This window comes from Entomospira culicis, assembly GCF_028748145.1.
In the GTDB taxonomy this organism is placed as follows: domain Bacteria; phylum Spirochaetota; class Spirochaetia; order WRBN01; family WRBN01; genus Entomospira; species Entomospira culicis.
This window is the reverse complement of sequence record NZ_CP118181.1, coordinates 345,379-366,036: the sequence shown is the minus strand read 5'-3', so window position 1 is coordinate 366,036 and position 20,658 is coordinate 345,379. Positions and strand designations below refer to the sequence as shown.

The window sequence follows — 20,658 nt, the reverse complement described above, 5'->3', positions numbered from 1 at the left end:
ATCCTTCTTTTTTATTGCTTTATTTCCTTTTTTGAGGTAAAATCAAATTCATGCATGGAATTATTTTAATCATCGATCAATATGACTACTCTAAGCACATTAGAGACCTCTTAAGCTTGGGCAAACACGAAGGATTTGACGAATTCATCGTCGCCTATGCCAAGAGTATAGATGAGGCCTATAATATCTTCTTTGAACATCTTCCCGTCCTCATTATCGCCAATGCTCACCTAGAAGGCGGACCTGAAAATCTCCAAATGCTCAAAGAAGAGGAAATGTATCGCCATATTCCCGTCATCCTCGTAACCAAAGAGTACAATCGCCACTACTTTAAGCGCCTCTACGAAGCGGGTGCCGACGCCGTTCTCACCTATCAAGAGGTAGATCTTGGACACTTGCAAGTACGCGCGCGTCCGCTTATCTCGCAATCGGCGTTGTTTCAACTCAAAATCCTCCACTCCAGCGAGCTTCAAGAGAAAGCCCTCCTCGATTTTATCCTCCTAGATATTATTAAGCAATACGTACCCCGCACCATCTGGGAGATTGCCAACAAGTGTGCCGAAGAGCAAACGATGCAAATCAACGAGCAGAGTCTTGAACTCACCTGTGCCTTTGGCGACGTAAAAGGATTCACTACCATCTCGCAAACCATGACTCCTAGCGAAGTGATCTCCTTCCTCAATGTGGCCTACGAAATCGTTACCCGTAATGTCTACGCCCACAATGGCGATATCGATAAATTTATTGGTGATGCCTTCTTTGCTGTCTTCACGAACTCAAAGGATGCCATCAAAGCTATCCGTAATATGCAGTTAGAACTCGTCGAAGCCTCGCGTCAGCGCGAAGCAAATAACGAAGTTCCTGTCATGTTCCGCATCTCGGTACACACCGGTTCGGTTATTCGTGGAAATGTCGGAGGCAACAAGCGTTATGACAACACCTTGATTGGCGATACTGTCAACACCGCCAGTCGACTCGAACATGAAGCGCCCGTTGGTGGCATTATGGTGAGCCAAAGTGCCGCTGCCCAAGCCAATCTTAACGTACCCATTGAGGAGATGACCGCCTTCAATTTACGTGGTCGCGACAGTGTAACCTACGCCTTTTCCTACTTTGACATGGTAGAAAAAGGATTTATCAATGAGGAGGAATTTTTACGTGAGTGATTCGCTATCTGCACGCGCAAGCCAATTGATCCATCAAATTAAAACCGAAATGCATAAAAAGCTTGTCGCCCAAGAGGAGCTGATCTTTGCACTACTCACTGGGCTAGTCACCTCTGGGCACGTACTCATCGAGGGCGCTCCGGGGTTGGCGAAGACCTTAGCAGTAAGCACGCTCTGTCAAATTGCCGACCTCGACTTTAAGCGTATTCAATTTACCCCCGACCTTCTGCCCGCCGATATCGTGGGTACGATGGTTTACAATCAAGCAACGGGTATCTTTACCACAAAAAAGGGGGCGATCTTTGCCAATTTAGTCTTGGCCGATGAGATTAACCGCGCACCGGCAAAAGTGCAAAGCGCCCTACTTGAGGCGATGGCGGAACGTCAGGTTACCATCGGTGAACAGACGCATATCCTACCCTCGCCCTTCCTTGTTCTAGCAACGCAGAACCCAATCGAACAAGAGGGCGCCTATCGCTTACCCGAGGCACAGCTTGATCGCTTTTTAATTAAAGCAAAAATTGACTACCCCAATGCCCACGAAGAGTTAGCTATTCTGCAAAAGATGGGCATCGAAAAAGATATTCCCATTCACAAAATTCTCACTGCCGATGATATCACCCTGCTCAAAGTGGCGACCGATGCGGTGCGGGTCGAAGAGTCGATTGAAAAGTATATCGTGAGTATCATTGTCGCCTCGCGCAGTACTGATGAGTCGTTGCCCTTTACCCGTTGGCTCGACTATGGGGCAAGTCCGCGTGCCACGTTGGCGCTCTATCGCGTTGCTAAGGCGCGCGCGCTCTTTGAGGGGCGTGATTTTGTCTTACCTGAAGATGTTAAGATGAGTGCATTGCCCGTCTTGCGCCACCGATTAGTACTTAGCTACGATGCTGAAGCCGAAGAACTTGATAGCGACGATGTGATTACGTCGATTCTCTCCATGGTGGCCGTACCTTAAACGCATGAAACAACACGCTAGTCGACTCAAAAAACTCAAAATTAAGAGCCAAAAGCTGGTGGATAGCTTCTTTGCAGGCGACTATTCGAGCCTCTTTAAGGGGAGTGGGCTTGAATTTTACGAGGCGCGCCCCTACATTGCTGGCGACGATACGCGCTTTATCGACTGGAATGTGACCGGACGTATGGGTCAACCTTTCTGTAAAATTTTCAAAGAAGAGCGCGAGTTGGTACTCACGATTATTATCGACGTTTCGGCAAGTATGTATGGGGAATTTAGCCACACCAAGAGCACCACAGCGCAAGAGGTCTTAGCATTACTGAGTTTGGCTGCTAGCGAAAATGGCGATCGCGTCGGGATTTTGGCCTTTAGTGATCTCATTGAACTTCACTTTCCGCCTAATCGTGGACAAAATTCCATCTTTAGCCAAATCCAACAGATCCTCTCACTCAAACCCAAAGGACGTGGATCAGACATTGCCATGGCTCTGCGCACGGCTAGCGAAGTGATGAAACGTCGAGGAATCTGTGTGGTGATCAGTGATTTTAAAAGCGATCATTACTGGAAAGAGCTCTCCATGCTCGCGCGCAGACACGATGTGGTGGCAATCCGCATTGAGAGTAATAGCGATCAAATTCTCCCCAAAGCTGGCTATATGACCCTTCTCGATCCAGAAGAGCATCAGAGCCTTGCGCTTATGCCTAGTGGCAGACGCTTTCGCCAAGAGTATCAGGGCTTTTGGCAGACATCGCGTAATCAGTGGCGCAATAATTGTCGCCGGCGTGGCATCTCCACGCTCATTATCAACACCCAAGATGATATCGTGCGCGCGCTCCTTCGCTTCTTTAGGAGGCGCCATCGTGAGCAATAAATACTTTTTTCATAAAAAGATATGCTTTGGCTTGGCTTTGATCATCTTTTTCCCCAACGCTATCTTCAGCCAAACGGAACACATGATAGAAGAGATACGCCCATCCAACCGTAGCCGAACAGTTATTGCCCAAGAGGTTACCTTTACCCCAGCGCACTTCTACCTAGGCGACGATGTCATCTTGCACTTTTGGCTACATACCCTACCCGATGAGCAAGTGGAGAGTGGACTCTATCCACAACAAGAGACGCTCCTCATCGAAAACATTGAGCTTATCCGTAATCAAACTAAGGTCTATGTGAGCATTCACTTTAAGAGCTTTGCCGTCGGCACGCAGTCGCTCGATCTCTATTTTGGCGATGTTCAGGTCGAACCGATCCCCATCACTACGCGATCGCTTGTCAACGAGGGATACGACCAAGCACGCGATATCTACCCACCGCTGTTGTTACCCAAAACTAAATTCTTTGCTATCACGATTACCTCTATTCTCCTCTTGGGTGTTCCACTTATCCTCCTCATTATGCACGTGATTAAGCAAATTCTTCTTTTCTATAAAAAACGAAGTATGATTCCTTATCGTATTTTTATTAAGAGTATCGCCCAGCTAATGCGTAACGAGAGCCAACTCACCGACGCGCAATACTACCATCAATTAAATCAGAGTATGCGCCACTATCTTACCCATCAGCTCTCTCTACCCACGTTGCCCTCTGCCACGCCCCTTGAGATGCGACGGTTGCTGATGGATATTTTTCCGCAGGAATCGAGCCAAAAATTGATGCAAATCATCCAACGTAGCGATAGCATTCGCTTTGGCGGGCATTATGCCGAGGTCGGAGAGCGCGAAGCGGACACCACATTTATGCTAAGTTTGGCTAAAGAGCTAGAAATTTCGACAAAAGAGGCAAAACGGTGATGCTCTTTGATAAACCCAGTTATTTGCTCCTCTTGCTTCTGTTGATTCCGTTAGGCTATCTCTATTATCTTTGGCCTAGTCGAGGCGGACGCGTCGTGATCAGTTATAAAATCTACAAAGATAAGCAAGCCATCGCGAGGCAGTACGGTATCTTCTTCTTGGCGGGAGTTAGCCAGATCTTCTTGTTTGCCACCTTTATTCTCTTGATTATTGCCTTGGCGAATCCCACTTTCATCGAGAGACACCGTATCCTTTTACATGAAAGTTCTGCTATTATGATCGTGATGGACGTCTCGCCCTCGATGGCTGCGCAAGACTCTGGACAGAACGACTCGCGTTTTGACATCGCACGCGAGGCTATCCTACGCTTTATCGCCCAGAGGGAGAATACCCCGATTGGGCTTATCACCTTTGGGCTAGAGGCGGCGGTACGCATCCCGCTGACCAAGGATTATCCCTTCTTCGCCCAGCGTCTTGACGATGTCTGGTTGATGGAGCATGGGGATGGCACCAATATCGGCATGGCGCTCTCGTTGGCTGCGTTGCAACTTCAGCGCTCCAAAGCCGAGCACAAAACTATCATTCTCATCACCGATGGCGCGAATAATGTCGAGGATATCAACACCGACGATGCCATTGCCTTGTTACAGTCGTTGAATATCCAAGCCTTTACCGTGGGCGTGGGCTCGCAAGAGCGCTTACCCATTTCAGTGTGGGATAAAAAAAATGAGCAACTTTTACAAGGAGTCGTCAGTGATGCCTACGACGAGGAGTTGATGCGCGCCATTGCCGTACAAACAGGTGGTTATTTCTTTAAGAGCGAAAGTGCCAGCGCCTTTGATTCGATGTTTACCGTAGTAGAACAACAGCGCGAACAAGAGGGCATCCACCGCATTAGCGTTACTGCCTACTCGACTCAGTTTGACCTTATCTTTATTGCATTTATGGCTTTGTGGGGATTCATCATCATCCGCTATCTGCTCTTGCGGGAGGTCTTTTGATGTTAAATCCACAAGCCTTATGGTGGCTTCTCTTACTCATTCCCTTAACAATACTCTCGCTCTTGCGCTATCGGCAGAGCTGGAAGATTTACACCCAATTGGGCGCCAATGCTAAGCAACGTCTACCTTTTACCCTACGCCATTTTGGTAAGGATATCACGCTAGGTTTGGCGACCAGTGCCATCGTGCTGGCAATGACCGACAGCTATTGGGGTAGCTCTTTGGTACGCGAAGCACATAGCGGGGTAGAGATTGTCTTTGCCATGGATGTTTCACGCAGTATGCTCGCCGAGGATGCTCCGGGGCAACGACTTAACGTGGCGAAGACCCTCGCGCAAGAGCTTCTCTTTAGCATCAAAGATCCGTACGTAGGCGTGGTTGTCTTCAAAGGAGATGCCTTTACTGCCCTACCGTTAACCACCGATCGTGAGCTGGTGGCCGAGGTTTTAGAGGCAATAGAGACAAGTTGGTTGACCCATGCGGGGACAAATATCGCCCAAGCATTGCGCCATTCGCGCGAACTCTTCTCTAAGGATAGCCAAGCCGAACGCATTATTATTCTCTTCTCCGATGGGGAGACGACCCAAGGCAACACCCGTGAGGAGTTACGTATCCTCTTTCATGATAATGTCAAAGTGTATGCGATCGGCATTGGCGATCCTAATGGAGCGCAAGTCTTGGACGATCAAGGTAAACCGCGCATGAGTCAAGAGGGAGAGCCCTTGCGTAGTAGTCTTAACCCTGCCTTATTACGCAATATCGCCACCAATAGCAACGGCGCCTACTTCTGGGCAGGCGATGTGCAAACCGTTGATCAGCTTAAAAAAATCGTTAAGCAAAACGAATTTAAAAGCGTTCGGCTGGTGCAACAACCGCGATCGCTCTTTCCTCTGTTCACTTTTATTGCGATATTTTCCTTAACATTACATCTTATCATTAGGAGTTGGTCATGGAAATCCCTTTTTGGCGTACGCGAATATCAATAACGTTACCTTATCGCACACCAATATCAATCAAGCTAGCAAGCCTTATGCCAACATCCATCTATCTAAAGAGGTCTGGGCGCAAGATTTTGGCTCTTCTCTTTGGTCTTCTCCTCACGGGTTGTAGCCAATCGCAGGCCATGTGGCAAGTGATGGTGGGTAACTATCGCTATGAACAAGGGCGCTATACGCAAGCTACCACCAACTACTTTAGCGCGCTACAACAGGAGTATGAAATCGATGTGATTCAATATAATCTTGGGGTGCTCTACCATGCGCAAGGCGAAGTGGAAGCTGCCCAAAGTAAGTGGGAACTCGTTGATGCGACTGCACCTGATCTCTTACGTGCAAAGGCGCATTATAATCGAGGAGTGGTCTTGTATCAACTTGGCGAGTACAAGCAGGCGATCGCACAATTTCGCAAAGCGCTTTTGCTCAATAGCCAAGATAGAGCGGCAAAAATCAATATGGAAATTGCCCAAAATGCACAGCATCGTAAAGAGAATCGCGATGAGAACGCAAATGAAGCTCCGCCACTCTCGCAACAAAATCAACGACAACTTGACTATCTCAAGCGTCGAAGCACGATCTTTCTCAACATCGAAACACAGGACGACACATGGATCGATCCCGACGACATTTAATCCTCCTTGCACTCTGGTTTGCGATAACCAGTCAGCTAACAGCTCAAGAAATGCCTGAGCTGGAGGAGGATTTTGTCCAAGGGTATTATCGTACCGAGCAGAATGTCTTTTATCAAGAATTTCCCTTTGAATTGATCTTAGTCTTTCCGATTAAATACACCACGCGTAATCAACTCACCCCCCCGCTCGACTTCCCCGGCATCGATTTAGAGGTTCTCGAAGGCCCAACCCCACGTATCAGCTACACCGCGCAAGGTAGCATCATGGAGTATCGCTATCTTTTACGTGCTAAGCGAACCGGCGCCATCGCTATCGATAGCTTCTCGTTACGCACCACCGAAGCGTATAGTCGTATTGCCCCTTTTTACCTCGAAGTGCAGAGCATCAACGCACAAAAAGAGGATACTCCGCACTTGCGTTGGCTAGGCGTACCCAAAGAGATCTATCAAGGGGAGAGTTTCCAAGCCGAACTCATTTTGCTAAATGCCTTTCACGATTGGCGGATTCTTCACTCACCTAAAGTGAGCGCCAGAGGTCTGATTATTGAGCGAAGTTCTCCTTATATACAAAAAATTTACTATCAAAACAAACCCAGCCTGCGCCTTGGACAATGGACATTCTTCTCCAGTAGTACGGGAACACACGTCATCGACCCTGTTGCCTTGACGATTGCTAATATTCCGTTTGTCAGCCCAGAGCAACGCATTACGGTGAAACCCTTGCCACAAGCTTCTCTTCTCGATAACTTCAATGCGACTGCCATTGGTAACTTTACGTTAAATCTTTTATACGATCCACCTAACAACGAAAATATCGTTTACGTACGGGTGCAACTTGCAGGCGAAGGGGCGATCCATCTCATCGATGTCCCACCCATTCAGGTCGAGGGGATGCAGTTGCTTCACAAAGAGAGCGCGAATCTTATCAAGCCAAGTGCCCACGGCTATAGCGGAAGCAAAGAGGATGGCTATTTTTTTCTGATTGACAATTATCAAGATAGCCGAATTTTCTTAGATAGCTTTAGTTGGTTCAACCCGCAAACCCAGCGTTATCACCAGAGCGAACCCCAGACAATCTCGTTTATTCGCACTAAAACCCCGATTAATCCCACCACCTATCGTACCTATCACTCTTTACAAGAACCCTTGGGATTTAATGGCGATTTACGTCTCATGCCCTATCTTATTGCGATGGGCGTATGGTACATCGGGGTTGCCTTCTTAATGATTCGCTATCGCCCGAAAAAGCGCACCAGCCTACGCTTCTTCTCTTGGCATCTGCCTTGGCTCTTTTTTCTCTATGCGTTCTGGCCATCGCCAGCAAATCCGGCACTCGATCAAGCGGAACATACGATGGCTTTAGGTCAATGGGAGCAAGCCCTCGATCATTTAGAGACGCTTGCACAAGATCCTCGCTATCGCCACACGCAAGGCATTATTGCCTTTAATACCGCTGTAGCCCACCATCATTTGGGGCATCTAGCGGAGAAACGCTACTTTTTTATCAAGGCTAGTCAGCTAGCACCCCTCTCCCCGCTCTTTAGAGAAGCTCTGCAACTGGAGGGATTGGAGCAATTTGCCAAGAATCGAAGTTATCAACATCGACTCTTTGTGCTAAGCTATTGGCTAGCATGGCTGGCTCTGATCATTTATGCATGGCTCTTTCATCATAAACATCTGCGATGGCGCGAAACACTCTCTGCAGTTATCTTTTTTAGCATTCTCTTATGGGGATCGCTTATCGCACTGCATGCGCCACAGCCCAGCATTGCCGTGGCTAAGGAAGATTTTCAAGCGCTACGCATCCCTGATGAGCAGGCCAATTTCGGCGAGACGATTCAAGAAGGCGAGGTCTTTTACCTAGAGGGCAGAGGGCGTAACTATGTACAACTAAGCGATCGAGCGGGGAAAGAGGGCTGGGTGCAAGAGCGTTATATTTTAGTGATCAAGGAATAAAATATGAAAGAGAATCATCAACGTAAACATATCATGGAGGAGGCACTTCGTGCCTATCCGCCCTATCAAGAACAACGACGCTATACCCCAACTGTAAAAAATCCCGATCAAACCAAGGCAGAAAGAAAAAATGAGCCGTCCAAAAGTACCAAACGTGAAACCAAACACCTTACGCCGAAGAGTATGGCTGACTGGCTAGAGATCTATCCCCCTAAAGAGAAGAAGGCGGAAGAGTATTTCGAGCCATCGCGACACCAGAAGGTGAATAACGTGAAAGCCGAGCGTGAACTCGACCTCCACGGCATGACCTGGTTAGAGGCGCAAGAGGCGATGAATCGTTTTATCCAGCGCGCAAGGCAAGATGGCATCATTGCCGTACGGATCATTCATGGAAAAGGCAATCGCTCTAAGGTGGAAGGGGGCGTGCTCAAACAGCGGGTCTATGACTACTTAGAGGCCGATAAACGCATTAAAAAAGTCAAACAAGCCGGCTACAGGGATGGACAATCAGGGGCATGTTATGCCATTATAAAGGTACAGTCCATGTAACCTACAATCACTCCTCGCGCACTAAGAATAGAGATAGCAGCGCCTCTTGTGTCATTATCATAGTTGGGAAACATCAAACCCTGTGAAAAAAAAGGAAGGTACCTATGCAATTTTTTGATACCCACGCCCACATTGGGCTCATCAGTAACGACCCGATTGAGCGGTTAATCACCCTCAAGAGCGCCAAGAAGGCGGGCGTGGAGGCGATCATCGCGATCTCTAACAACCTCATCGATTTTGAAGAGATCTACCAACAACTGGCAATGAGCCCAAACCTCTATTTTGCTGCAGGTATCTCGCCCACCGAGGTAGAGCACAAACCAAAAGAGTGGATGGATCAACTGGAAGCTATCCTTGAGCGTCCCAAAGTTGTCGCCGTGGGGGAGACCGGCTTGGACTATGTCAAAAAGAGTGGCAGCCGAAGCCAGCAGATCGAACTCTTTATCAAACACCTCCAGCTCGCCCAAAAGAGCAACAAGCCCGTGATCATTCACAACCGAGAAGCCGGCGACGAAATCTTAGACGTACTAAGCTCCTACATGCCCAGCCGAGGTGCGGTACTCCACTGCTTTTGTGAGGATGCGCCCTTTGCCCTCAAGGCGATTGAGCAATTTGAACACCTCTATATCTCGTTTGCGGGGAATTTAACTTGGAAAACTTCATACAATCTTCATAAAGCTGCAGTACAATTACCTATAGAACGCATCTTAGTGGAGAGCGAGTCGCCCTTTATGAAGCCTAGTGCCTATCATGATCAGCGTACGAAACCCGCCTTCATCCATAGCACCGTAGAATTTCTGGCTCACTTGCGCGATGAACCATTAGAAGATGTCGCTCGAACACTTTTTGATAATGCAAAAAAACTTTTTCAAATTTAAGGATAAAGATAAGGATAGTACAATTATATGCATCAATACAAACCCCTCAAGATTGGCAATATTACCCTCGACGGGAATCTCATTTTAGCACCCATGGCTGGCTACACCGATCAAGCCTTTCGTCAAATCTCCATGGAGCATGGCGCGAGCATGGCCTATGCCGAGATGTCTAGCTGTGAGGCGCTGTGGCGGAATATCGACAGCGAAAAGACCGATCTCATCATGCAACCCTACCCAAATGAGAAGCATTTAGCCTTGCAACTCTTTGCCGGTAATGCCGAAGCCGTGGCTAACAGTATGCCTCGTGTCTTGGCAATGAAGCCTGCAATTGTCGATTTTAATGTAGGCTGTCCCGTTCCCAAAGTGAACAAGAGCGGTGCTGGATCTGCGTTGATGCAGAACACCGACGAACTCAAGGCAATTCTCACCACCATTAGAGCACTAGTGCCCAAAGAGATCCCGATGACCGTAAAATTTCGTAGTGGCTGGACGCAAGAGAGTCGTAATTATCTGGATGTGGCTGAAATCGCCCTCAATGCTGGGGCGGACATGATAAGTATGCATCCGCGTACCCGATCGCAAGCCTACGGTGGCAATGCCGATTGGTCGCTTCTCAAAACCCTAAAAGAGACCTTCCCTGATGCAACCGTCTGTGCCTCAGGCGATCTCATGTCGCCAGAAGCTATCAAGCAGATGTTTGAAGAGACCGGCGTGGACGCCGCCATGATCGCTCGCGGGAGCATCGGAAATCCCTTCATCTTTAACCAGACCAAAGAGCTCATGACCACAGGATCGTATCACGTTGAGAGCGATCGTCAACGCGTGCAAGTTGCTCATCAACACCTCACGCTTATGTACCACTATCGAGGCGAGCGCTACACCACCAACGAGATCAAAAAGCACCTTGCCCAATACATGCGTGGCAACGCGCTCTTTACCCACTATCGTAAAGCCCTTGTGCTTGCCACCAGCTACCAAGAGATGCTCACCCTTTTTGATGAGCTCCTTGCCAACCTGCACACCCACGCGGAGTAAACCATGTCTACTTGCGTTAAAAGAGAAAATTCGTTATACTTAAGATGGATGATTGTATCTTAATCAACCATCCCTAGAGAAAATTGTTGGAGGAAGTGAAGATGAGAAAGAGTGTTATCGCCGGTAATTGGAAGATGAATAAGAGCCCTAGTGAGGCTAAGGTGTTGGTTGAGGCGCTATTGCCTCTTGCCAAAGAGAGTGATGTTGAGGTGATTATTGCCCCTAATTTTGTGAGTCTGCCTAGCGTTACTGCGCAAGTGAAGGGATCGAAGATTAAGGTAGCGGCGCAAAACATGTGTGCTATCGAATCGGGTGCGGTTACTGGGGAGACGAGCGTACTCATGCTCAAGGATATCGGGGTAGAAGCGGTCATTTTGGGTCATAGTGAGCGCCGTCAATACTTTGGTGAGACCAATGAGATTGTCAACAAAAAGATCGCTCTGGCGCTACAACATCAACTCATCCCTATCTACTGTGTAGGCGAGACCCTAGAAGAGCGTGAAGGTGGTAAATTCTTAGCCATTATCGAGCAACAAGTGAAAGAAGGACTTCACAATATCAGCGCAACGGATATGCCTAAAGTCATCATTGCTTACGAACCAGTTTGGGCCATTGGTACGGGTAAAGTCGCATCGGGTGAGCAAGCCGAAGAGGTGCATGCCCATATTCGCAGGGTCCTTGCCACGCTCTACAGCCAGAGTGTCGCCGATGCGGTAACTATTCAATATGGTGGAAGCGTCAACCCAGAGAACGTGAAAGAGTTGATGGCAAAACCCAACATCGACGGTGCATTGGTAGGCGGAGCCAGCCTCAAAGCCGACTCCTTTGGCGCACTGATCAATTACAACAAGTAAAGAGGTAGGAAGCATTTATGGCTATTATTAGCAACGTTTTATTGGTTCTCTTCATTATCAGCGCAATCCTCATGACGCTCTTGGTTATCTTTCAAGACGATCAAGGCGATGGCATTGGCGGATTGTTTAGCAGTGGAAGTTCACCTTTTCGCTCCCGTTCAGGCAACCTTTTGCAACACATGACCACCGCGGTGGCGATCTTCTTTTTTGTAACGGCACTAGGCTACGCGTTTGCCATGAAGCCTCGCGATCCCTTGGCTAATCTCAATATCGCTCCCGATGAGGGAACCTATTTAGAGAGCATCAATCAAGCAGATTCGCAAGAGCCCGATGCGCTCAACTTCAACTTCGATCTTAACGCCAACAGTAGTGGCATCGGCTTTGGAGATAACCTCACAGGAGCTTCTTCTCCCTTTGGGCAGGTCACGCCTCCCACTCCCACTACGGAAGCAACAACAAACGAGGCCTCTAGCGAACAAGAGTAACCATAAATAAGCAGGTTTTTATGATGAAAACCTGCCACATTAAGGAATAAACAGGAACAACGTATGAATAAATTTAGCAAAGCATTGACTCTATTGACACTTCTCCTTCTACTACCTACTGCGCAAATTTTCGCGCAAGCTCTCTCACAAACCTTAGTTACGGTCAACTACCTCAAACCAGAGACTATCCCCGAGAGTGAATTTAGAAAGATTTTAAATCTTATTCAAATTAGATCTGGACAAATCCTCAATGGCACCGAGCGCAAGGCGCTTCTTGATGCCATGATTGATGATATTATTGTCATGCAAGCAGCCACTAGCGCCAATATTCGTGCAACCGAAGGCGATGTGATCCAAAAGCTAAAAGAGATGGGGCAAGTGCCCCCTGGTTGGTCACTTCAGGCCATCAAAGATCAGTATAACAGCAGTGAAATGCGACGCCATCAGAGCTGGGAAGAGATGATTGAATCTTTACGTAAAGAGATCATCAAACAGAACTACATTGTAAGCCAGATTAAGCCTCGCACGCCCACCAATGCTGAAATCGAAAAGGCTTATGTTGATAACCGAGACAACTTCATCTTACCCACCCGCGTTGGCGTATCGCACATCTTTATCGCTACCATCAATAACGAGGGAAACCCGCTCCCTGCCGAGGAACGTCAGCGTAAATTGCAAGTCGCCCAAGAGGCCTCTCAACGCATCAACTCAGGTGCTATCACCTTTGAGCAAGGTGTGCGTCAATACAGTGAAGATGCTGGTAGTGCCAACCAACTTGGCTACCTCGGCGCTATCCCCGATGAATCCGAAGCACGCACCATCTTTGGCGATGCTTTTATGAATGCCGCCCTCTCCTTACGCCCCGGTCAAGTCTCTCAAGTCATCACCTCCCCTCGAGGCTACCACATCATCCGTGTTACCGACCGCGAAGAAGGCAAACTCCTCACCCTCAATGACGCCAACCCCTACAACCCAAACATGTCCGTACGCGACCTCGTCTTCCAACAGCTTCAAATGCAATTCTTCCAAGATGATGCTACAGCACTCATCCAAAATATGCGATCCCAAGCCACCATCAACATCAACCAAGCCCAATGGTTAGGCTGGGAGCAAGGTTCCAAAAATCCCTAAACCATCCCCATAAAAAGAGGAGGCTCACCTCGAGTCTCTTCTTTATTCGTTTAGAATCCAGAGGAAACGGCCGATAAATAAAATGCAAGATAATAAATCTTTGACAAACGAGGGTATCTAGGCATGCGCGATGCATTCATAAAATTGGGTTATTTCTTTTTGGTTTTGATCGTTCTCTACGGCGTCTGGTCATTCTTCTTCCGTATCATGGGCAATAACGACATCGATGCCCTCCTGCGCAAAGCAGATATCGCCATCCAAAATGAGGATTATGACCAAGCTCACCGCTACCTTAAAAGCATCAGTCGCTCGCGATTAGATGCCCGTAATCGTTTGAGAATTCTCGCCAGAGCCTTTGAAATCGCCGATAAAACCAACGACTTCACCTACCTCGAAAAAGAGAGCGCCAGCGCCGTACGCGCATTTAATAATCGAGAAGATTTCAAAGCTTTCCAAGTCCTCGCCCTTAGCGAGAATAACAAGAGAAAACCAGCCAGTCAAATCGCAAAAAATCACCTCCATGATCTTCGTTTTAAAGATATTCGTGCCAGAGCCATTCTTAGCGAACTCTTTAGAAACGAAGGGAATCCGCTTCTTGCTGCCCAAGAACAACTCACCAATAATACCGAGCCTGCCTTCTACTTAGAAATGGCACAACTGCTCAACTCACCTATTCTCTACTTCAACACATCTTTACTCTACCTCATGAATCATGACACAAAGAAAGCACAAGACCTCCTTAACAATTTTATCTATAGCAATGAGATATCTACTACCCGCCGTGCCATTATCGCCTACGAACTAGGCTTCTACGACATCGCATTCAACCTTCTCCATGAGCAAGGAGCTAATCAATTAGACTCTATCCAAGCTGTTCTCCTTCTTGCCGATCTCGAACTCTTACGCGGTAATCAGCTCATCGCTCTCGATCTTTATCGTACTGCACTGGCGATGGATCCTCAGTTTAGCCCTATTCCTTGGCTCAATGTCGCATTGCTCTCACAAAAACTGCTAAACACCTCTCAAGCCGATACTTTTAGCATGCTCAATGAGGGATTCAATCGCTTTCCCACGCATACGCTACTGGTAATTGCGCGCCTACAATATATGCAAAACCAAGTGGAAGCGCAACAGCAGATTCGTGCGTTTAACCAAACTTATCCCAACAACTCCTATAGCTATCTCTTTTGGTTGAATCACTTTAATCCCATAGAGCATTTAGAGGTGATCAGCGCTAAACTTTGGAATCTCTTCAATTACAATCCTAGCGATGCCTACCTCACCCGCTACATGATTTGGTTCTTCCTCGGACAACGTAATTTTGATGATGCCCGACTGGTACTACAACGTTATCGTGGAGTAGACGAAAGCTGGAAAAAAAGTTACGAAGCGCTCATTTTTGCCTTAGAACGTAATTTTTCAGACGCATCAGCGCTCCTAAAAGAGGAAGATGCTAATTGGATCAATCTATATAACCATGCAGTAATCCTTATCCATCTACATAATTATACAGATGCAATTAACCATCTTATTAACGCCACCGCTCTCTATCGCGCACTGGATCCCGATGATTTTAATCAACATTATTTTGCCCAGATACAGGCGCAACTTGCACTTGCCTACCTCTCTAATGGCAACCTACCCATGGCACAAAGCGCCATTCAAGAGGCACTTCGTAATGATCCTAACCATAAGCATGCCTTAGAATTACTTCAAACTATCGCCAAAGAGAGATAACGCAGATGATTAAGTTAAAAACCAAAAAAGAGATCGCCGGCATCAAATCCAGTTGTCAGTTATTAGCAGGTGGCTTTCGAGAACTCACACCTCTCATGCGTGCTGGAGTTTCTGGCTTAGAGATTAATCAATGGGCAGAAGAGTATGCAAAAAAGCATAACGCCAAGCCGTCCTTTAGCACCTATGGGGGATTCCCCACGGCAACCTGTATTTCCGTGAACCACTGTGTGATTCACGGTGTTCCGAATGCCCAACCGTTTAAGGAAGGTGATATTGTTGGCATCGATTTTGGATTGGAGCTCAATGGCTTTTTTAGCGATATGGCTATCACCTTCGCCATTGGTACAATCTCAAATTCTGCTCAAAAGCTCTTGGAAGACACCAAAGCCTCCTTGATGTTAGGCATCGAGGCTGTCGACTCAGAAAATGGTCGCATCCAAGATATTGGCAAGGCAATTTCTGCATTTTTAAAACCAAAAGGCTACGGAATTGTGCACGACTTTTGCGGGCATGGGGTTGGCTTAGCTGTACACGAAGATCCGCAAATTTCGCACGACTACCCATCCTTTGGTGCAAATCCTCGCTTTAAAGAGGGAATGGTATTTGCCATCGAACCAATGATAAATCTTGGTAGCCCCGATGTTTACGTCGATCGTAAAGACAAGTGGAGTGTCTACACCAAAGACGGCGCACTCTCGGCACACTTTGAACACACGATTGCGATTACAGAAAATGGAATAGAAATCCTTACATTAATTTAACTAGGAGGCAACCATGGAACGAGATCTCTTTTTTACCACTCCCTTAACTGACGAAGAGCTGAAAAAACGCGCCACCGAACGCGAACGTCAAGATTTTCGCACCACTTACTTCCGAGATGCAACAGCTATTATCCATAGCTCTCCTTTTCGTCGACTAAAACACAAAACACAAGTCTTTTTTGCCCCCAAAAACGATCATATCTGCACCCGCATGGAGCATGTGATGCACGTCTCCACCATCTCTAACGTCATCTGTCGATCGTTAGGATTAGATGCAGATCTCGCTTGGGCTATCGGCTTAGGACACGATTTAGGACACGCCCCCTTTGGGCATGTGGGTGAAGAAATTTTAAGTGATGTCATTAAGGAACAGAACGCCTCGTTAAGTTTTAAGCATGAAATTTATGGCTTACGTGTCGTCGATAAATTGGTATCCGATGGAAAAGGACTCAATCTTACCTATGCGGTGCGCGATGGTATTATTACCCACTGTGGAGAGAAATTCGAACAGGCAATTGAACCAGATTTTCGTATCAAACCACTAGAAACCATCACCGATCGCACCTTCTATCCCAGTACGTGGGAGGGTTGTGTGATGCGGATGTCCGATAAAATCGCTTATCTGGGTAGAGATTTTGAAGATGCTATAACCCTAGGCATCGTAAAAGTTAGCGATCTGCCCCCTTTAGTGCAAAAAATGCTAGGCAACAGCAATGCCACAATTATTAACACCCTCACCTCCGACATGATTAAAACCAGTGAAAAGAGTGGAAAGATTGGCTTTTCCGATGATATTTTTGAGGCATTCACCGTTTTAAGAAAATTTAATTATGAAAAAATTTACTTTAGCTCACAACTTACTCGCTTTAATACGCAATTACGTGATGTGTTACGGATTTTATATCGCCATCTTATGGAGATAACCGATAAGTGGGGGCTAGATTTTTCTTCGTATAAAGCAAGCTATACCCCATTAGACAATCACTTTGGTAAATACTTAGAGAGTATGCAACATTTGTATAGCACCAAAGAGGAGCTCTCCATTTTTGCCTCGTTAGATTTTATCGCAGGGATGACCGACAACTACGCCCTAGATACCGTGGAAAAGTTGATTATTCCCCAAAGATTTTAATAATTAAGAGGCACTTTTTCGGCTAACACTATTCTCAAAGAGACCAAAAATTGCTCCACAAATTCCGCCTAAAAGGTGCGCAAAATAAGAGATGTCGCCCTCGCTTTTGGCGCGCACCACCTCCATCCAGACGTACATAGCGGCAACAAGAAAGAAACTTAAAGGAATTTCCCCACGCTTAACATTGGCAAAAGAGGTCAAAACAATCATCATAAAGACAATTCCACTGGCACCCAAGAGCATGGTAGAGAAGAAAAACGCATTGATTAATCCATTCAATAAGGCTGTCATAAAAATCATAATCGCGATGCTTCCCGAGCTATAACGCTCCTCCAAACTTGGGCCTAAAAGAAGAATAAACATCATATTACTGGTGAGATGATTAATATCGACATGACCAAAAATGTAGGTAACTAAACGCAAGTAAGCCGAATAATTTTTAGGATCAAAAGTCATTTTACCTTCGGCAGTAAAGACATTATGGATGAGGTTTGGGGCGAGTTGCGCATCGATAAAGAGAATAAGCATGGCGAAAAAAGCAAAAGTTAGGGTAACAGGTGCATTGTAGGTGATGCGCATATGATTCTCCTATAAAAAAACCTCACAGCTGTGAGGTTAAAAATACATCTCCTAGGGGAATCGAACCCCTCTTCTCAGGATGAAAACCTGATGTCCTAACCGATAGACGAAGGAGACATTTATTCATCTGTTAATATGATAGCAGATTGGTTGATTTTTGTCAAGTACTTTTTAGAGAAGTACAAATAAAATAATACTAAAGTGGTAACAATCTATTTTGAGAGAAATGATAACCTCTCTCACCCTTTGTTGCAATTTTATTGAGAGTTAACAAAATATCTTGTTCATCTGGAATAGTACCATTTTGAAGTAACGGCATAATATCCAATACAATTTGATCAAAGGAAGGATAGTTTTCTTGCCTATTTTCTCGAATAAGATATGAACTCAGATAATATTCAATTCTTTTTGTTAAAGGAATATGTGTTTTAAATTTTGTTTTAGCTTTTAAAGTAAATTTTTTACTGGTAGCATCGTACTCATAATGTTTATGCAAAACTGCATCTAAATCAGGAAATTCCTTCTCCAATAAATCTAAATACCCATTTTCTAAACCATCTTGAACAATAAAATCATTAATTCCCTCAATAGTCGCCCCTTTGTTTTGAGCAATCATTGACTCAATATGATTAAAGACCAGATCGCTTAGCGAAGCGCCGATATTCGCCTTTAATAGTGAGAGCGGAGATTTAACCTTTCTAAAGTATAGAATAAGTTGACCCGAAAGCACCATATGACCTTGTCTTTTTTTAAAACTAGTCTGAGAGACGGACTCTTTACGTGAAGCCACGTATTCAAAACCAACACTCTTGAAGGTATCAACTATTGTGCTCCAATACTTAGGTTTCTCATGCTGAAAGACGAAAGCAACCCATCTATCCCACTTTAACACTCTAAACATGGCTTCAACAGATCGAGTTAATAAATTTTTATACTCTTCAAAACTCTTATCTAAAGAACCTTTTTCAATAACCTCATTCTCTTTATCTTGCTGTGTAACCTCTAGGTCTAACCAAGCATTAAACATGGTAGAGAGATCTAAATATGCTATTTTAGCGCCATAAGGCGGATCTGTATAGATAAAATCTACAGATTCATCAGGGATACCCTCCAACTTAGTTGCATCACCACGTAAAATAGAGTAGGCATATCGCTGATTTCGTTCCATATAAATCTCTTCTTTGGCTTTAATTAGTCGTGATAGCTTATGCCCATAGGTTTTAGATAGATCTAAGGAAACGGGATTTTTTGCCTTTCTATAACGAGAATAACGAAATACTGCTGAGTCTCCGGCATTTGGTGTTCTACTCTTAGAAGGATGATAGGTTAAATTATGTTTCGTTAAGGATGAGCTAAATGCCAACAAACAACTTCTTCTTATCCCCTCTTTTTTTTGTTGTAAGATGATGCTCTTTAGCAATGCTAATTCTGCTAACTGTATATCAGTAAACAATTCATAGAGGTTATGAAAATCACTACCAGTACTATTAATGGGTTCATTTTTAGGCAATGGTAACTTCTCTAGTAACTTTTTAACCTCAGAGGCATTTTTGGGTCTTTGTTTATCAAATTGTGCTAAAATATCAATTTTAGCTTTTTCTAACTCCTTGCTTTCTACGGACATTAGCAAACTTTCTACCCAAAAACTCGATATAGGATTTAAGTCAACATGAATCGCCTTTCGCCCTAAAACAAAAGCCTCGATGGCGGTAACTCCACCCCCGCCAAAGGGATCCAAAACCGTATCGCCTGGATTAGTAAAGGCATTAATATGGCTTTGCAGGACATCCCAACTTTGACGCGTAAAGTAGCCATGTACTCCATAATGGCGCCTTGTCGCTTGCTTCTGAATTTTACCCAATGGTTGAGGAATTTTACATGTGGCATAATCGAAATTAGAGGGGTGGGATACCGAAGCTAATTTTAAATTTGGGGTTAATTGCCCATTTATGATTAGAATCAAATTATCTATGTCCACTTGTCTTGGATTCGTAAGATCAAGCCTGACAATAGGGGTCTCTTTACTAAATTCAAACATAGTAAATAAAAAACCATTACACAAGCCAAAATATCTACTTTTTATTTCTGGATGCATGGCATAGTAATAAACTTGCTCGACATTTTTCCCTTGCTCAACATCCTGATTGGGAGCTTTAGCGTCTAAAACAAAAATAGTTTGCCCCTGCTCCTCCAAGAGATAATCTGGAAAAACATGTACCTCACGCCTAATTGAGCGTACTTGCATCAATGGATTTTGCAATTTTTTACTTCGTACAATTCGTTTTTCTTTCTCTATGCCCCATCCCAAAGCATGAAGAATAGGCATAATAATTTCTTCTCTTACCGAGTCTTCTTTAAAATTAGCATCACGTAGTTGACTGAAATCAAAACCTCTTAAAAAATCTACTAACATGACACTACCTCCCGTAGATAATAAATATAAGAAAAATTAATGAAAAAAAGTAAAACCATAAATCAAGCCGATAATTAAACCAAGCAGAGCACCAGCGGCCACTTGAAGGGAGGTGTGCCCGAGGTTCGTTTTGAAGCCCTCCACGGTAAAGCCACGCCCAAAAAGCGTAGTGAGTTCGTCTTTAATATAGTTAAGATAGACGGCATGAGAGCCTGCGGCTTGACGCACGCCACGCGCGTCGTACATAACGATGAGGGAGGTAACAAAGGATAGGGCAAAGATATCGCTTTGGACACCTCTGGCGAAACCTAAAATAGTCGTGAGGCTAATCATGGTAGAGGAGTGGGAACTGGGCATTCCGCCGGCTCCTTTAACGAGATGTACATCCCAGCTACCGGTACGTAGATACTCAAAAAGAGGCTTTAGCCATTGTGCAAGAACCCAAGCTGTAAAAGGAGTGATGATAAAGATATATTTTTGTATAAAAAGATACATGAAGATCTCGCAACAATTTAGGATAGAGCACGCCAAAGCCAACTGTGGGATTCGAACCCACCACCTGCAGATTACAAGTCAGCTGCTCTACCAAATGAGCTAAGTTGGCAAG

Annotated in this window: 20 protein-coding genes and 2 tRNA genes; 17 read left to right on the top strand and 5 right to left on the bottom strand. The window is 45.5% G+C overall.

Translation table 11 applies throughout. The annotated features are described in order from the left end of the window. Window positions 1-50: 50 nt before the first annotated feature. The 17 genes from PVA46_RS01725 to PVA46_RS01645 all read left to right on the top strand — a co-directional run bounded on the left by PVA46_RS01725 (window position 51) and on the right by PVA46_RS01645 (window position 17,059). Entirely contained in the window at window positions 51-1,166 is a 1,116-nt protein-coding gene (locus PVA46_RS01725; RefSeq protein ID WP_167695052.1) for an adenylate/guanylate cyclase domain-containing response regulator, read from the top strand. Beyond that, a complete protein-coding gene (locus PVA46_RS01720) occupies window positions 1,141-2,124 on the top strand; it encodes an AAA family ATPase (RefSeq protein ID WP_167695051.1) in 984 nt (327 codons plus the stop codon). Before PVA46_RS01725 ends, PVA46_RS01720 begins: the two co-directional genes overlap by 26 nt. Window positions 2,125-2,128: 4 nt before the next feature. Then, window positions 2,129-2,995 (top strand): DUF58 domain-containing protein, encoded by an 867-nt coding sequence (locus PVA46_RS01715; protein ID WP_167695050.1) that lies wholly within the window; start codon window positions 2,129-2,131, stop codon window positions 2,993-2,995. After that, window positions 2,985-3,914 (top strand): hypothetical protein, encoded by a 930-nt coding sequence (locus tag PVA46_RS01710; protein WP_167695049.1) that lies wholly within the window; start codon window positions 2,985-2,987, stop codon window positions 3,912-3,914. The genes PVA46_RS01715 and PVA46_RS01710 overlap by 11 nt, the downstream gene beginning before the upstream one ends. After that, window positions 3,914-4,915, top strand: coding sequence for a VWA domain-containing protein (locus PVA46_RS01705; RefSeq protein ID WP_246226718.1), 1,002 nt, complete (start codon window positions 3,914-3,916; stop codon window positions 4,913-4,915). The genes PVA46_RS01710 and PVA46_RS01705 overlap by 1 nt, the downstream gene beginning before the upstream one ends. After that, window positions 4,915-5,901, top strand: a complete 987-nt coding sequence (locus PVA46_RS01700; RefSeq protein ID WP_167695047.1) for a vWA domain-containing protein — start codon at window positions 4,915-4,917, stop codon at window positions 5,899-5,901. The genes PVA46_RS01705 and PVA46_RS01700 overlap by 1 nt, the downstream gene beginning before the upstream one ends. Then, complete coding sequence (locus PVA46_RS01695; RefSeq protein WP_167695046.1) at window positions 5,865-6,542, top strand: tetratricopeptide repeat protein; 678 nt, start codon at window positions 5,865-5,867, stop codon at window positions 6,540-6,542. Before PVA46_RS01700 ends, PVA46_RS01695 begins: the two co-directional genes overlap by 37 nt. Further along, a complete protein-coding gene (locus PVA46_RS01690) occupies window positions 6,518-8,497 on the top strand; it encodes an SH3 domain-containing protein (protein ID WP_167695045.1) in 1,980 nt (659 codons plus the stop codon). Before PVA46_RS01695 ends, PVA46_RS01690 begins: the two co-directional genes overlap by 25 nt. Window positions 8,498-8,500: 3 nt before the next feature. Continuing rightward, window positions 8,501-9,046: a Smr/MutS family protein gene (locus PVA46_RS01685; protein WP_167695044.1), complete on the top strand. Its 546-nt coding sequence runs from the start codon at window positions 8,501-8,503 to the stop codon at window positions 9,044-9,046. A 104-nt stretch (window positions 9,047-9,150) separates the two neighbouring features. Beyond that, window positions 9,151-9,924 carry a TatD family hydrolase gene (locus tag PVA46_RS01680; protein WP_167695043.1) on the top strand — a complete coding sequence of 258 codons (774 nt, stop codon included), beginning with the start codon at window positions 9,151-9,153 and terminating at the stop codon, window positions 9,922-9,924. Between the two features lie 27 nt (window positions 9,925-9,951). Next, window positions 9,952-10,959 (top strand): tRNA dihydrouridine synthase DusB, encoded by a 1,008-nt coding sequence (gene dusB, locus PVA46_RS01675; protein WP_167695042.1) that lies wholly within the window; start codon window positions 9,952-9,954, stop codon window positions 10,957-10,959. Window positions 10,960-11,060: 101 nt separating this feature from the next. Beyond that, window positions 11,061-11,813, top strand: a complete 753-nt coding sequence (tpiA, locus tag PVA46_RS01670; RefSeq protein WP_167695041.1) for a triose-phosphate isomerase — start codon at window positions 11,061-11,063, stop codon at window positions 11,811-11,813. A 17-nt stretch (window positions 11,814-11,830) separates the two neighbouring features. After that, complete coding sequence (secG, locus tag PVA46_RS01665; RefSeq protein ID WP_167695040.1) at window positions 11,831-12,298, top strand: preprotein translocase subunit SecG; 468 nt, start codon at window positions 11,831-11,833, stop codon at window positions 12,296-12,298. A 63-nt stretch (window positions 12,299-12,361) separates the two neighbouring features. After that, entirely contained in the window at window positions 12,362-13,429 is a 1,068-nt protein-coding gene (locus PVA46_RS01660) for a peptidylprolyl isomerase (RefSeq protein ID WP_167695039.1), read from the top strand. A gap of 123 nt (window positions 13,430-13,552) precedes the next feature. Then, window positions 13,553-15,166 (top strand): tetratricopeptide repeat protein, encoded by a 1,614-nt coding sequence (locus PVA46_RS01655; protein WP_167695038.1) that lies wholly within the window; start codon window positions 13,553-13,555, stop codon window positions 15,164-15,166. A 5-nt stretch (window positions 15,167-15,171) separates the two neighbouring features. Beyond that, a complete protein-coding gene (gene map, locus PVA46_RS01650; RefSeq protein WP_167695037.1) occupies window positions 15,172-15,927 on the top strand; it encodes a type I methionyl aminopeptidase in 756 nt (251 codons plus the stop codon). A 13-nt stretch (window positions 15,928-15,940) separates the two neighbouring features. Further along, window positions 15,941-17,059, top strand: a complete 1,119-nt coding sequence (locus tag PVA46_RS01645; protein ID WP_167695036.1) for a deoxyguanosinetriphosphate triphosphohydrolase family protein — start codon at window positions 15,941-15,943, stop codon at window positions 17,057-17,059. 3 nt (window positions 17,060-17,062) lie between these two features. Here the strand turns inward: PVA46_RS01645 and PVA46_RS01640 are convergent, their stop codons facing one another. The 5 genes from PVA46_RS01640 to PVA46_RS01620 form a co-directional block, all read right to left on the bottom strand. Continuing rightward, window positions 17,063-17,638, bottom strand: a complete 576-nt coding sequence (locus tag PVA46_RS01640; RefSeq protein ID WP_167695035.1) for a rhomboid family intramembrane serine protease — start codon at window positions 17,636-17,638, stop codon at window positions 17,063-17,065. 45 nt (window positions 17,639-17,683) lie between these two features. Continuing rightward, a tRNA-Glu gene (locus PVA46_RS01635) sits at window positions 17,684-17,755 on the bottom strand. A 79-nt stretch (window positions 17,756-17,834) separates the two neighbouring features. Next, window positions 17,835-20,051: a DNA methyltransferase gene (locus tag PVA46_RS01630; protein ID WP_167695034.1), complete on the bottom strand. Its 2,217-nt coding sequence runs from the start codon at window positions 20,049-20,051 to the stop codon at window positions 17,835-17,837. Window positions 20,052-20,087: 36 nt separating this feature from the next. Next, window positions 20,088-20,546: a divergent PAP2 family protein gene (locus tag PVA46_RS01625; protein WP_167695033.1), complete on the bottom strand. Its 459-nt coding sequence runs from the start codon at window positions 20,544-20,546 to the stop codon at window positions 20,088-20,090. A gap of 36 nt (window positions 20,547-20,582) precedes the next feature. Next, window positions 20,583-20,655 (bottom strand) — tRNA-Thr (locus PVA46_RS01620). Window positions 20,656-20,658: the final 3 nt, after the last annotated feature.

Excerpts from the sequence above, each read along its gene's own strand:
- PVA46_RS01725 (WP_167695052.1), top strand. The coding sequence starts at position 51 with ATGCATGGAATTATTTTAATCATCGATCAATATGACTACTCTAAGCAC.
- PVA46_RS01720 (WP_167695051.1), top strand. The coding sequence starts at position 1,141 with ATGAGGAGGAATTTTTACGTGAGTGATTCGCTATCTGCACGCGCAAGC.
- PVA46_RS01715 (WP_167695050.1), top strand. The coding sequence starts at position 2,129 with ATGAAACAACACGCTAGTCGACTCAAAAAACTCAAAATTAAGAGCCAA.
- PVA46_RS01705 (WP_246226718.1), top strand. The coding sequence starts at position 3,914 with ATGCTCTTTGATAAACCCAGTTATTTGCTCCTCTTGCTTCTGTTGATT.
- PVA46_RS01700 (WP_167695047.1), top strand. The coding sequence starts at position 4,915 with ATGTTAAATCCACAAGCCTTATGGTGGCTTCTCTTACTCATTCCCTTA.
- PVA46_RS01695 (WP_167695046.1), top strand. The coding sequence starts at position 5,865 with ATGGAAATCCCTTTTTGGCGTACGCGAATATCAATAACGTTACCTTAT.
- PVA46_RS01690 (WP_167695045.1), top strand. The coding sequence starts at position 6,518 with ATGGATCGATCCCGACGACATTTAATCCTCCTTGCACTCTGGTTTGCG.
- PVA46_RS01685 (WP_167695044.1), top strand. The coding sequence starts at position 8,501 with ATGAAAGAGAATCATCAACGTAAACATATCATGGAGGAGGCACTTCGT.
- PVA46_RS01680 (WP_167695043.1), top strand. The coding sequence starts at position 9,151 with ATGCAATTTTTTGATACCCACGCCCACATTGGGCTCATCAGTAACGAC.
- dusB (WP_167695042.1), top strand. The coding sequence starts at position 9,952 with ATGCATCAATACAAACCCCTCAAGATTGGCAATATTACCCTCGACGGG.
- tpiA (WP_167695041.1), top strand. The coding sequence starts at position 11,061 with ATGAGAAAGAGTGTTATCGCCGGTAATTGGAAGATGAATAAGAGCCCT.
- secG (WP_167695040.1), top strand. The coding sequence starts at position 11,831 with ATGGCTATTATTAGCAACGTTTTATTGGTTCTCTTCATTATCAGCGCA.
- PVA46_RS01660 (WP_167695039.1), top strand. The coding sequence starts at position 12,362 with ATGAATAAATTTAGCAAAGCATTGACTCTATTGACACTTCTCCTTCTA.
- PVA46_RS01655 (WP_167695038.1), top strand. The coding sequence starts at position 13,553 with ATGCGCGATGCATTCATAAAATTGGGTTATTTCTTTTTGGTTTTGATC.
- map (WP_167695037.1), top strand. The coding sequence starts at position 15,172 with ATGATTAAGTTAAAAACCAAAAAAGAGATCGCCGGCATCAAATCCAGT.
- PVA46_RS01645 (WP_167695036.1), top strand. The coding sequence starts at position 15,941 with ATGGAACGAGATCTCTTTTTTACCACTCCCTTAACTGACGAAGAGCTG.
- PVA46_RS01640 (WP_167695035.1), bottom strand. The coding sequence starts at position 17,638 with ATGCGCATCACCTACAATGCACCTGTTACCCTAACTTTTGCTTTTTTC.
- PVA46_RS01630 (WP_167695034.1), bottom strand. The coding sequence starts at position 20,051 with ATGTTAGTAGATTTTTTAAGAGGTTTTGATTTCAGTCAACTACGTGAT.
- PVA46_RS01625 (WP_167695033.1), bottom strand. The coding sequence starts at position 20,546 with ATGTATCTTTTTATACAAAAATATATCTTTATCATCACTCCTTTTACA.